Genomic DNA, 12,592 nt, shown 5'->3' with positions numbered 1-12,592 from the left:
GACGGGTATGCAAGAAGTCATCGACGCGCTGGACGAGGATCTCTCGGGGCTGAAACCAGCCCAGTGGAAAGCCCGCATGGCAGAGATTGCAGAGGAAAACGGCCTGTTCCAGGATCTGGGCGAGCGTCACTTTGCAACCTTCATTGACCAGGGCAACACCCTGCTGGTCACATTTGAAACCTTGCAGGGCATCCACAACCTCTCTGACCAGGCGCAACCTTTGGGGTTTGACCTGGTGCGCAACCTCGGCTGGTCACATCTGTGTCTGGTTTCGGATGGCGACACCTGGTTCCGCGCCGAACAGATCTATGCCTTCTTTGATCAGTTGATCGACGATGGTTTCTTTGAAGAATTTGACAATGTGGTGTTCTACGGTGCCGGCCCCTGCGGATATTCGGCTGCCGCCTATTCGGTTGCGGCGCCCGGCGCCACCGTCCTGGCGATCCAGCCCCAGGCCACGCTTGACCCGCGTATTACCGAATGGGACGACCGTTTTGTGGAAATGCGCCGCACCTCCTTTGTGGATCGCTACGGTTATGCGCCGGACATGGTGGACGCAGCGGATCACGCCTTCATTATCTATGACCCATATGAACGTCTGGACGCGATGCATGCAGCTCTGTTCGCCCGCTCCAATGTAACACGCCTGCGCCTGCCTTTTATGGGCGCTGCCGTGCAGACCCGCCTGATCGAGATGGAGATCCTTTATCCGATCCTGTCCCAAGTCGGCTCCGGCAAGCTGACGGAACTGAGCTTCTTCAAACTTGCCCGCGCACGGCGAAACAATGGCGGCTACCTCAAAGGGCTGATGGCCCATATCGACAACCAGGATCGCCCCTATCTGGTTTCGCTTCTGTGCCGCAACGTGACCCAGCGTTTGCGCGCGCCCCGGTTCCGTCGCCGCCTGCAAGGGTTGAAGAAACGCGCCGAAGCTGGGGAATTCACCTGGCCAGCTGAACGCAGCTAATCCTGCTGCCGGAATTCGCACATGCCGCTTCTTTTCCTTTGCGCGCGGCTGTGCTAACGCGGCGGCATGACCAAATCGCTGACCATCACCCGCCCCGACGACTGGCATCTGCATCTGCGCGATGGCGCGATGCTCAAGGCCGTCCTGCCTGAAACCGCACGTCTTTTTGGCCGCGCGATCATCATGCCCAATCTGGTGCCCCCGGTGGTCACTGGTGCACAGGCCGCCGCCTACCGCGACCGCATTCTTGCCGCCCTGCCCGACGGCATGTCCTTTGATCCGCTGATGGTCCTCTACCTGACCGAAGACACCGACCCGGCGGATGTCGCCGCCGCCCACGCCAGCGGTCTGGTCACCTCAGTCAAACTCTACCCCGCCGGTGCCACCACAAATTCGGCGTCCGGGGTCACAAATTTCGACAAGGTCCGCCCGGTTCTGGAAAAAATGGCCGAGATCGGCATGCCGCTCTGTGTGCACGGAGAGGTCACCAACAGCGAGATCGACATCTTCGACCGTGAAGCCGTGTTCATCGACCGGGTTCTGGATCCAATCCGCAAATCCACCCCCGGTCTACGAGTTGTAATGGAACATATCACCACCCGCGACGGGGTTGAGTATGTGAAGGCCAACGACAAGGATCTGGGCGCAACCATCACCACGCACCATCTGATCATCAACCGCAACCACATTCTGGCCGGTGGCATCAAACCCCATTACTACTGCTTGCCTGTTGCCAAACGCGAAGAACACCGCCTCGCCCTGCGCGAAGCCGCCACCTCAGGGGATGCCCGCTTCTTCCTCGGCACCGACAGCGCCCCCCATGTGGATGCGGCCAAGGAATCCGGCTGTGGCTGCGCGGGTTGTTTCACCGCCACCAACACCATGGCGCTTCTGGCCCATGTGTTCGAAGAAGAAGACGCGCTCGACAAGCTCGAAGGTTTCACCTCGAAAAATGGCCCCGGTTTTTATGGCCTGCCGGAAAACGAGGGCACGCTCACCCTGACCAAGCAGGACTCCCCCGTGACCTTCCCCGAGAAAATCGACAGCGGCGACGGCCCCGTCACCGTCTTTGATCCCGGCTTCCCGGTCTATTGGACGGCGGACTGACTAAAAACGCCGACTTCCCCGGCGACAGGGTAAGCGTTTTAACCGACCCTATCATCTTTTCAAAAATACTTCCGCCGGAGGCTCCCCCGCGTGCCTCTGGCGGAAGACTGAATGGCCCTTACGCAACCTCGGCCACCAGCCTACGAATTTCACCGCAAATCAGATGAATGTCCTGCCCGCGCAGCTGTGATGGCAGATGTTTCAGAATGTCATAGCGCTCTACTAAAACCTGCAGTTTTTCACCTTCTTTGCGCGCACAGTTCAAGGCCAAAAGCTGAAGTTCGCTGTCTGAAAGTTGCGCGCGTAGAATATTAGTGTAAACTGTTTTGTCGGTGATTTCAGAGTCATCTACCAGCTTCAACACATTGTACAAGAGACGGAAGTATCCACCGAGGTCATCCGATTGCTCTTTGTAAGAGGACCTGTATAGCTGGGCAATAGAAGTGGAAGTGTTGCCACTCGTACTTGTTGAGGTTCGAAGCATATTAGACATCTGGTCTCGACCGGATACTATAAAGCCTGTTTTGCCTTTCGGCGGGCTGGCAATACCGTTGAGATATTGGTTGAACACATTCAACAGATTGAAAAACGTCTGTTCAAACATCTGCTGCCGCAAGCTCTGGTTCTGCAGCGCCATTTGCTCTTTCTGACCCGCCTGCTCATCGCGCGTTTCTTTAAATACCTCGCGCTGCAGTTTCAGATCCTGCCGTTGCATGCGGATTTCACGCTGCTGCTGCATCAATGTCGCGATCAGCCCGACAAAAGCCGCCCCGGTGAAAAGCGAGGTGAGCGCGCCAAAGGAATCCCCCTTAGAGCCAGCATCAGCACCAAAAAACAGACGCATATAGACAGGGCTCAAAACCCATAACAACAGCGCAATCCCTGCAACACCCGCAAAGAACTCGACCGGGTATCGCCGCGTCCACACATTCAAATACCGCTTGTACCGGTCCAGCCTGTCTTTCGCGACCAGCCCCAAAACCGCCCGCCCGCCCCGCGTCAGAAAACCGGTCACCGCCGTGACCATCTTGTCCGTCTTCATCCAGATCCCCCAAAACAATTGCCACCGCCACCCTATGACCGCATAGGGTGAGCGCAACCCCTCTCGACATCGCGAGCCTGGGCCGGTATCAGCGCTCAAACCACTGACTGTCCCAAGAAGGTGCCGCCATGATCCCCACATCCTTCCCCTCCCGCGAAGAAATTGCCCGTCTGTCTGCCCGTATGCTGCTGGAAATCGGTGCGGTGAACTTCAACACGGATGAACCCTATACGCTGGCCTCCGGCCTGCCCTCGCCCAGCTATATCGACTGCCGCAAGCTGATCTCCTTCCCGCGCATCCGCTCCACCTTGATGGATTTCCTGACCATCACCGTGATGCGCAACGCAGGGTTTGAGGCCTTCGACAATATCGCCGGTGGCGAAACAGCCGGCATCCCCTTTGGCGCGCTGGTGGCGGAGCGTATGGCGCTGCCGATGACCTATGTGCGCAAGAAACCCAAAGGATACGGCCGCAACGCCCGCATCGAAGGCGTGATGACCGAGGACCAGCGTGTTCTTCTGGTAGAAGACATGACCACCGATGGCGGCTCTAAACTGTCCTTTGTGGACGCGATCCGCGACACCGGCGCTTCCTGTGGCCACACCGCGGTGATCTTCTATTACGACATCTTCCCAGAAACCACGCAGCGTCTGGGTGACCACGGGGTGGAGCTCCATTACCTCTGCACCTGGTGGGATGTCCTGGCCGAGGCCAAGGCGCAACAGGCCTTCTCCCCCGAAACTCTGGCCGAGGTCGAGAAATTCCTGAACGCCCCCCGCGCCTGGCAGGAAGCGAACAAAAAGTAACCGCCCCACCGCCAGTACGAACAGAAAAAGAAAGCCCGGTCCAGTTGGCCGGGCTTTTCAGATCGGTTGGGAAGACAGGTTGCCTGCGCTTTGTTAACATTCCTGCGCGGCCCAGCATCGCGCCTGTCTGCCTTCAAAACGTTGGACCTTGGTTGATGCCTGCACCTGCAGTGCGGGTCTGCTGCTTCCATTGCTCGTGCAGCATGGGATAGCGGCCCAGGCGGCCGATCCTCCGATCTTTGCCAGGGTCAATTTCTGCACAAAACCGCCACTCAAACCTTATCCACAGGCTTATACAATTTGCCCCCGGCGCGGGCCTTGGGGTACAAGATCAGCCCATAGGCAAGGCACGCGAGACAGCACGATATGAACGAGATCAGATCCTTTGAGGGCGACGCGCCGCTGCCCGCTCCCATGGACGATGGTGGCCAGACAACCAATGAGCTTCCCCACTCCATTGAGGCGGAACAGCAGCTTCTGGGGGCGATCCTCACCAACAATGACGTCTATGACCGCATTGCCCTGACCATCAACTCGGGCCATTTTTATGATCCCGTCCATGCCCGGATCTTTGAAGTCGCCGCCGCGCGAATCTCTAAAAATGCGCTGGCCTCTCCGGTGACGCTCAAGGCGTTTATGGAAGATGACGCAGGCCTCAAAGAGCTGGGTGGCGCGTCCTATCTGGTGAAACTGGCGGGGGCGTCGATCTCCTCCTTTGCGGTGCGCGATTATGCGCAGATGATCTATGACCTCGCGATCCGGCGCGAACTGATCGCGCTTGGCAATTCCATCGCCGATCAGGCGCGGCGGGTGAATGTGGCCTCCGAGCCCAAGGAACAGATCGTCGACGCCGAACAGAAGCTCTATTCCCTCGCCGAACAGGGCCAGACCGAAAGCGGGTTCAAATCCTTCCTCAAGGCCGTGACTGAGGCGGTGAATGTCACCAACGAAGCCTATCAGCGCGGCGGCGGCATGGCGGGGATCTCCACCGGTCTTGCTGATCTGGACAAACAGCTCGGCGGCCTTCACCCTTCGGATTTGCTGATCCTGGCGGGGCGTCCCTCGATGGGGAAGACCTCGCTGGCGACCAACATCGCCTTTAACGTCGCCAAAGCCTACAAGCGCGGGACCAAGGCCGACGGCAGCGAGGGCGCAGTGGACGGCGGCGTTGTGGGCTTCTTCTCACTCGAGATGTCGGCGGAACAGCTGGCCGGCCGGATCCTGGCGGAAGCGTCCGAGATTTCCAGCCACAAGATCCGCCAGGGCGACATGACCGAGGGTGAGTTCCGACGTTTTGTGCAGGCCGCCAAGGATCTGGAAAGCTGCCCGCTGTTCATCGACGACACGCCCGCGATCCCGATCTCGCAACTCGCCGCCCGCGCCCGCCGCCTGAAACGGACCCATGGGCTGGACCTTCTGGTGATCGACTACCTGCAGCTCTGCCGCGGCATGTCCGACAACCGCGTGAACGAGATTGCCGAGATCTCGATGGGTATGAAAGCCATCGCCAAGGAACTCAACATCCCCGTCATCGCCCTGTCGCAGCTCTCACGTCAGGTGGAAAGCCGCGAAGACAAACGCCCGCAGCTCTCAGACCTGCGGGAATCCGGCTCGATCGAGCAGGATGCCGACGTGGTGATGTTCGTGTTCCGTGAGGAATATTATAAAGAGCGCGAAAAACCCGGCGATCACGAACTGGACAAGATGGAAGAGTGGAAAACCGCGATGGAGCGCCTGCACGCCAAGGCCGAAGTCATCGTCGGCAAACAACGCCACGGCCCCATCGGCACGGTTGAACTCTCGTTCGAAGCCCAATTCACCCGCTTCGGCAACCTGGCAAAGTCTTGGCAACAGGAGCCTGAGGGGTATTGATCTGAGGACGGCCCTGCCTCTACGCCGGTGACCTCATTCAATCCGATCTTCCAGCGCGGAACAGGGCAGCAGCCCGTTTTTGTCGGCATTCAGAAACAGACCATTTTGGCATTCACTTGTTTGCCTCAACCTTACCGCCGCTCCAGGTTTTTCCGGGAACACCGCCTTGGCGGCCGAAGGAATATGACTGCGCACCGCATAGGGACCATGGGGCCACGTCTTATAGGAGGCGATGTAAAGGCGATGAATATAGGCCGTTTCCGGTGGCGCATTTTTGGGTCCCGTATAGAGGCGTCGCCACGCACCAGATACATGATCGGACAAGCCGTCGCCATGTTCCGCATTTGATTTGGCCCCATGCGCCTTGACCCAGATTTGCGCCAGCTGTTTCGACTGTTCGGGCGTCATACCCTCTAGACCGACGCTGCATTCGGCACTCTGGCGTTTGTCGTACTGAGCCACTTCATAGAATACTGTGACAGTAGGATCCGGCGCGACGATCGACCCCAATTCGGTTGTGGCACCACCAAAGGTCCGGCTCCGCGTATCGCTCACCTGAAAACCCGCTTTACGAAAGTTGCTTAATACCCGATCCGGGCTGGAAACCGTCGAACACGCCCGCACTGCGCGTTGCGCCACGGCAAAGCTCTGCGCGCTAGCCGGAACCGCGCTGATGTAGGTTGTATCAACAGGCGGAATACCGCAGCCAGCCGCACCCAGAACACAACAAACGGCAAGGAAGTTCTTCATAGTGATTTCCCGAAAGAGTTTTACTACTGCAACCTATACAACATATGCAAGCAAACGCTACGCAATAGCAGCCACAAAGAACGCTTTGGGGACGCGGGAACCAGGATCCTAAGTGTTCTAACTTGGCACAGTTACCCGGCAACAGGGCGAGAACTTCCCGCCCATTAAGTGCAGGCAAAACTTTCCCACTTGACCTGTCCGGCGCAGATGTCATGAACGGCGCATGAGTACGGCAAAATTGACAATTGATCTGGACGCGCTGGTCACCAACTGGCGGTCTCTTGATGCAAAGACCAACTGCGAGACCGCCGCAGTGGTCAAGGCGAATGGCTATGGGCTGGATGCGGCCCGTGTCGGCAAGGCGCTGGCCGCAGCGGGCGCGCGCAATTTCTTTGTGGCAGCAGCTGAGGAAGGCGTGGTTCTGCGCCGTGCCTTGGGAGCGGGTCCCGGCATCTCGGTCTTTTCCGGCCATATGGAAGGCGACACCAAACTGTTGCAGGATTTTCAGCTCACTCCGATGCTGAATTCGCTCGACCAGATGCTGCGCCATTTCGAACGCCTGCCCGGCCACCCATTTGGCGTGCAGCTGGATACGGGGATGAACAGACTTGGCATGGAGGCCCCCGAATGGGCTGCCGTGCGTGATATTGCTCTGGGTCAGGGACCGGTTCTTTTGATGTCACATCTCGCCTGCGCGGATGAGCCGTCACATGGGATGAATGCCCACCAGCTCAAGACCTTCCATGACATGACCGATGGCATCGAAATCCCGCGGTCGCTTTCAGCCACCGGCGGGCTGCTCCTGGGACCGGACTATCACTTTGACCTCTGCCGTCCGGGCATTGGCCTTTATGGCGGGATGCCCTTTGCGCAGGCCATGCCCGTGGTGAAACTGGATCTTCCGGTGATCCAGACCCGCGAGCTCGTCCCCGGTGAAACGGTGGGCTATGGCAATACCTGGACCGCAAAACGCCCCACCCGCATTGCCACCGTGGCGGCCGGCTATGCCGACGGGCTGATCCGCGCCATGGGATCCGGCGGCATCCACGTCTATGCAGAGGCCACCCCCTGCCCGGTGGTGGGCCGTGTCTCCATGGATCTGATCACCGTCGATGTCACCGATATTGCCGAAGTACCCGCCAGCCTGTCGCTGATCAACGAGGCGCAGACCGTGGATGTGGTGGCCGAAGCCGCAGGCACCATCGGTTATGAAATCCTGACGTCGCTGGGACACCGCTACGCCCGCAGTTACAAAGGCTAGAACCCGATGTCGCCAGCAGCTCTCCTCGCGCAGATCGGCCGCGCCGTCCTGAATGCGCTTGCCTCGGTCGGGCGCGTCTCGATCTTTGCGGCCTCCAGTTTCAGCCATATGATCCGCCCGCCCTATTACCCGCGTGAGTTCCTGCTGGCGCTGCTGCAAATCGGCTGGCTGTCGCTGCCTGTTGTGGGCCTTACGGCCGTCTTTACCGGTGGCGCACTGGCCCTGCAGATCTACTCCGGTGGCGCGCGGTTCAACGCAGAAGCGGTGGTGCCGCAGATTGTGGCCATCGGTATGGTGCGCGAACTCGGCCCCGTGCTTGCAGGTCTGATGATCGCCGCGCGGGTCACCTCTTCCATTGCAGCCGAAATCGCCACCATGAAAGTGACCGAGCAGATCGACGCGCTGGTGACGCTCTCGACCAACCCGATGAAATACCTCGTCGCTCCCCGCGTGCTGGCAGCGCTGCTGACCGTGCCGCTGCTGGTGGGCGTGGGCGACATCATCGGCATCATGGGCGGCTATGTGGTGGCCACACAGAACCTGGGCTTTAACCCGGCGGCCTATCTGAAAAACACTGTCGATTTCCTAGAATGGCTCGACATTGTCTCCTCCCTGACCAAAGGTGCGGCCTTCGGCGTGATCGCCGCGCTGATGGGCTGTTACTACGGCATGCAATCGGGCCGCGGCGCTCAGGGCGTGGGCCGCGCCACCAAATCCTCGGTAGAGGCGGCGGCCGTGCTGATCCTCGCCGCCAATTTTGTACTCACAGGGATGTTCTTCTCGCTATGATCCGTCTGGAAAACGTCCACAAAACCTTTGGCGACAATCAGGTGCTGCGCGGCTTTGATCTTGAGATCGCAAAAGGCACCTCCATGGTAATCATCGGCGGCTCCGGCACAGGGAAATCCGTGTCGTTGAAATGTGTCCTGGGCCTCATCACCCCCGACAGCGGCAAGATCCTGGTGGACGGTCAGGACGTGACCAAAGCCGACCGCGACGCCTTCCTTGCACGCTTTGGCATGTTGTTCCAGGGCGCGGCACTCTTTGACTCCCTGCCTGTCTGGCAAAACGTGGCCTTCCGCCTGCTGCGCGGCTCCCTCGCCCGCCCGCGTGACGAGGCCCGCGAGATCGCCATTGAAAAACTGCGCCGTGTGGGTCTGAAACCGGACGTCGCCGACCGTTTCCCGGCGGAGCTTTCCGGCGGCATGCAAAAACGCGTGGGCCTTGCCCGCGCCATCGCCGCCGACCCCGAGATCATCTTCTTCGATGAGCCCACCACCGGTCTGGACCCGATCATGTCCGGCGTCATCAATGACCTGATCCGCGAGATCGTGGTTGAAATGGGCGCCACCGCCATGACCATCACCCACGACATGACCTCAGTGCGCGCGATAGCCGACAATGTCGCCATGCTCCACGGAGGCAAAATCCGCTGGACCGGCCCGGTGGCAGAAATGGATGCATCTGGAGACCCTTACGTGGAGCAATTCATCTCCGGCAGCGCAGAGGGTCCGATTGAAGCGGTGCGGTAATTTACAAAATCGGATGTATGAATGGACGATTTACTTAGAAGACTCGAAAACTGCATCAAACTCGATCAGATCGATAACCGTCTAATTTACAGAATTAAAACTAATGCTTCTGGGTTCGCTGAGCACTTTCAGACCGGAGTGTATAGTGTTGTAGAGGCTTACGACGGCTTCGTTTCAGAGGGTGACTACATCGGGGCGATCAAAGAGATGGAAAAACTCCTCGGACTATTAGAGGGGTTAAATGATTTAAATAGCGAGACAACGAGCAGAGAAACAGGTGCGGACGAGTTGGTTCCCAAGTTCCAACTGGAAAAAGAGGATAAAGCCCGCGTGCTCGAACTCTGCACCCAGATGCGCAAAATTGTACTGGCAACAGAAGTCTTCGACCAGCCTCACAAGCGCCGCCTTCTCAATCGAATTGCCGGTATTGAGCACCAAGTTGAACAACCCAAAGGACTTTTGGACGTTGTGCGGTCAGGCGTCTCTGATGTTGGTGAAACTCTAGGAAAGTTCGGGACCGATATTAAACCTTTAACGGACCGAATGAACGAGGTCGCGAGCATAGCACGATCAAGTTCAAAAGAGTACGAGCAAATTCCGGTACCGGAAGAACTACCGCAGTTACCCCCACCGGAAAATTCAAAAGCAGAAGAATAGTCTGTTTCGTTCTGACCAAACGTTTAACCGGTCTGGGGCTCCGCCCGTTCGGACCTTAAACTGTCCCCCGGACAGTTTATCCCTGCGGGAGCCGGTCCTCACTGTTGCACATCCACCGTACGCCCCCGTTGCACTCGATTAACTGCGCCCGGCTAAACTCGCAAATGTTCGAACACCCGCCTTGGGTCTGGCACACCCGGGGCACAGGAAGACCTCAGGAGATACGGGAGACCGCACGGGACCTCAAACCACCTTTTGACCGGGATTAAAGCCCCCGTGATCAGGTGCCAGCCCCGCGCAACATTCCGAGCGCTCTGAATGGGGAGAGATCCCCACCCCGGCCCTCCGCCCCCGGCGGCCGCCACCCTTCTTTTGCCCACTACAGCCTGCTTTCATCTTTTTTCAAATACTTAAATCACCTTGGCAGGCTCCACAGCGCCCCGCATCAAATCTCCCCCGACGCCCACCCTAAGGGTTGATTGGGCCAAACGGTGTACCCAAATTTTCACCAAAGCGTTTTGCACCCACAGTTATCTAATGATAGATGCACCCTCATGATCCTGCGCCTTGCAACCCTCTCCCTGCTGATCCTCTATCCGGTCGCCTGGTTCGCACCTCTGATGCGCGCGGGGCTTTTGCCCGTGTTCGGCCTCTCAGAAATCAGCGTGATGACCGGGTTGCAATCTCTGTGGAGCAAGGACATCTTCCTCGCCCTTGTCGTTACCCTCTTTGCGCTTTTTGCACCCTATGTAAAAACCATCGGCCTTGCTCTGGTTCAATGGCACCTTCTGGACCGCCGCGCCCTGCCCGTGCTTGATGTGCTGGGCAAACTGGCAATGGCAGACATCTTCCTGATTGCGCTCTATATCACCCTGTCAAAAGGCATTGGCCTCGGCACCATTGAAACCGCTTGGGGGCTCTATCTCTTCAGCTCCTGCATCCTCCTGTCGATGGCCCTGTCGCTCTTAACTGCAAAATTCCCCCCGCTTGCGCAGACGTCTCAATAGGGGGCTCTGCCCCCTCGGGCTTAAGCCCTCACCCCCGAAGTATTTTTGAAAAGATGAAATGGGATACTGTCACAACCGCGCCGCGTCAGCGGCGCCGGGCCCAACAGGAAAAGATCATCTGTTGATGATCGTATGACTGGCGGGAGCCTTCGCCTCTTGAACAAAACCTGAACATCAGGCAAACAGAGATCATGGCAAAGACTTCTTTTTCTTGCTCCGCCTGTGGAGCCTCCTTCTCCAAATGGTCCGGTCGCTGTGAGGCCTGTGGTGAATGGAATACGATTAGCGAAGACAAAGGGCTGGCCGCCGGTGGCCCGGCCAAGAAATCTCTGGGCGCAAAACGCGGCCGTGCAATCACTCTTACCGATCTGGCCGCCCATGAAACCCCTCCCCCGCGCGCGGTCTGTGGAGTTGGCGAACTGGATCGCGTTTTGGGGGGCGGCTTGGTCGCAGCCTCAGCCATTCTGGTGGGCGGCGATCCCGGCATCGGCAAATCCACGCTGTTGTTGCAAGCTGCCGCGCAATTTGCACATAGCGGGCTCAAGACGATTTACGTCAGCGGCGAGGAGGCCTCGGCTCAGGTCCGTATGCGCGCTCAACGGCTGGGTTTGGCCAAGGCTCCGGTGAAGCTGGCTGCGGAAACCAACCTGCGCGATATTCTGACCACGCTCGAACAGGAAGCGCCCCAACTGGTGATCATCGATTCGATCCAAACCATGTGGGTGGACAATGTCGACAGCGCCCCGGGCTCTGTTTCTCAGGTGCGCGCGGTCGCACATGAGCTGACAAGTTTTGCCAAACGCAATGGAATCTCGGTTGTGATGGTTGGCCATGTCACAAAGGAAGGCCAGATTGCAGGCCCCCGCGTGGTCGAGCATATGGTCGATACGGTCTTATATTTCGAAGGCGAGCGTGGTCACCAGTTCCGCATCCTGCGTGCTGTCAAAAACCGGTTTGGTCCGGCGGATGAGATCGGCGTCTTTGAAATGACCGGCCAGGGTCTTTCTGAGGTCACCAACCCCTCAGCGCTGTTTTTGTCCGAACGCGGCGAACCGGCACCGGGATCCGTGGTGTTTGCCGGCATCGAGGGCACCCGGCCCGTTCTGGTGGAGATGCAGGCCCTCGTCGCGCCGTCGCCGCATTCGCAACCCCGCCGCGCCGTGGTTGGCTGGGACAACGCCCGCCTTGCGATGATACTGGCGGTTCTGGAAGCCCGCTGCGGCATCCCCTTTGCCGGATTGGATGTCTATTTGAATGTGGCAGGTGGCATGAAAATTCAGGAACCCGCCGCCGATCTTGCGGTGGCTGCAGCCTTGCTTAGTGCTCGCGAAGATGTGTCCTTACCTGCGGATACTGTTATTTTCGGAGAAATTTCCCTGTCTGGTGCCCTTCGACCGGCTCCTCAGACCGAAAACCGGTTGAAAGAGGCGCAAAAACTTGGTTTCACCGCAAGCATAGCTCCAAGCGGCGGCAAATCAGTTTCGGTGGAGGGTCTGACTTTCAGGAAGACCTCTGATCTGGCTGGTTTTGTCGGCGAATATTTCGGGGCTGGATAGAGCCGCAAAAATCAATCGCGTAAGAACAGGCGAGG

The 12,592-nt window shown here is 58.4% G+C and carries 12 protein-coding genes; 10 read left to right on the top strand and 2 right to left on the bottom strand.

Going from position 1 to position 12,592, the window contains the following annotated elements:
• The first annotated feature begins 7 nt into the window (after window positions 1-7).
• Together ACXAEW_RS12810 and pyrC are read left to right on the top strand one after the other, a co-directional pair.
• Window positions 8-967 carry a phosphoadenosine phosphosulfate reductase gene (locus ACXAEW_RS12810; RefSeq protein ID WP_474941686.1) on the top strand — a complete coding sequence of 320 codons (960 nt, stop codon included), beginning with the start codon at window positions 8-10 and terminating at the stop codon, window positions 965-967.
• A gap of 66 nt (window positions 968-1,033) precedes the next feature.
• Entirely contained in the window at window positions 1,034-2,074 is a 1,041-nt protein-coding gene (gene pyrC / locus ACXAEW_RS12805) for a dihydroorotase (protein ID WP_474941685.1), read from the top strand.
• A 118-nt stretch (window positions 2,075-2,192) separates the two neighbouring features.
• Here the strand turns inward: pyrC and ACXAEW_RS12800 are convergent, their stop codons facing one another.
• Window positions 2,193-2,918: a putative phage abortive infection protein gene (locus ACXAEW_RS12800; protein ID WP_474941684.1), complete on the bottom strand. Its 726-nt coding sequence runs from the start codon at window positions 2,916-2,918 to the stop codon at window positions 2,193-2,195.
• A 326-nt stretch (window positions 2,919-3,244) separates the two neighbouring features.
• On the opposite strand from ACXAEW_RS12800, the gene ACXAEW_RS12795 reads away from it, so the two are divergent.
• Both ACXAEW_RS12795 and ACXAEW_RS12790 read left to right on the top strand, forming a co-directional pair.
• Window positions 3,245-3,922: an orotate phosphoribosyltransferase gene (locus tag ACXAEW_RS12795; RefSeq protein WP_474941683.1), complete on the top strand. Its 678-nt coding sequence runs from the start codon at window positions 3,245-3,247 to the stop codon at window positions 3,920-3,922.
• A 366-nt stretch (window positions 3,923-4,288) separates the two neighbouring features.
• Complete coding sequence (locus tag ACXAEW_RS12790) at window positions 4,289-5,794, top strand: replicative DNA helicase (RefSeq protein WP_474941682.1); 1,506 nt, start codon at window positions 4,289-4,291, stop codon at window positions 5,792-5,794.
• A gap of 33 nt (window positions 5,795-5,827) precedes the next feature.
• Here ACXAEW_RS12790 and ACXAEW_RS12785 read toward each other — a convergent pair whose 3' ends face one another.
• Window positions 5,828-6,544, bottom strand: a complete 717-nt coding sequence (locus ACXAEW_RS12785; protein ID WP_474941681.1) for a hypothetical protein — start codon at window positions 6,542-6,544, stop codon at window positions 5,828-5,830.
• A 223-nt stretch (window positions 6,545-6,767) separates the two neighbouring features.
• On the opposite strand from ACXAEW_RS12785, the gene alr reads away from it, so the two are divergent.
• The 6 genes from alr (at window position 6,768) to radA (ending at window position 12,557) form a co-directional block, all read left to right on the top strand.
• Window positions 6,768-7,805: an alanine racemase gene (gene alr / locus ACXAEW_RS12780; RefSeq protein ID WP_474941680.1), complete on the top strand. Its 1,038-nt coding sequence runs from the start codon at window positions 6,768-6,770 to the stop codon at window positions 7,803-7,805.
• Between the two features lie 6 nt (window positions 7,806-7,811).
• The gene (locus ACXAEW_RS12775; RefSeq protein ID WP_474941679.1) at window positions 7,812-8,594 is read left to right on the top strand and encodes an MlaE family ABC transporter permease; all 783 of its coding nucleotides are present in this window, start codon (window positions 7,812-7,814) and stop codon (window positions 8,592-8,594) included.
• Entirely contained in the window at window positions 8,591-9,337 is a 747-nt protein-coding gene (locus ACXAEW_RS12770) for an ABC transporter ATP-binding protein (protein ID WP_474941678.1), read from the top strand. Before ACXAEW_RS12775 ends, ACXAEW_RS12770 begins: the two co-directional genes overlap by 4 nt.
• 21 nt (window positions 9,338-9,358) lie before the next feature.
• Window positions 9,359-9,994: a hypothetical protein gene (locus ACXAEW_RS12765; protein ID WP_474941677.1), complete on the top strand. Its 636-nt coding sequence runs from the start codon at window positions 9,359-9,361 to the stop codon at window positions 9,992-9,994.
• 554 nt (window positions 9,995-10,548) lie between these two features.
• Window positions 10,549-11,001, top strand: a complete 453-nt coding sequence (locus ACXAEW_RS12760) for a paraquat-inducible protein A (protein ID WP_474941676.1) — start codon at window positions 10,549-10,551, stop codon at window positions 10,999-11,001.
• Between the two features lie 191 nt (window positions 11,002-11,192).
• A complete protein-coding gene (radA, locus tag ACXAEW_RS12755) occupies window positions 11,193-12,557 on the top strand; it encodes a DNA repair protein RadA (protein ID WP_474941675.1) in 1,365 nt (454 codons plus the stop codon).
• The last annotated feature ends 35 nt before the right edge of the window (window positions 12,558-12,592 follow it).

The sequence above is a fragment of the Epibacterium sp. ABZ3_068 genome (assembly GCF_056159265.1).
The sequence above is the reverse complement of the archived record's forward strand: the minus strand, read 5'-3'. Positions and strand labels throughout refer to the sequence as shown.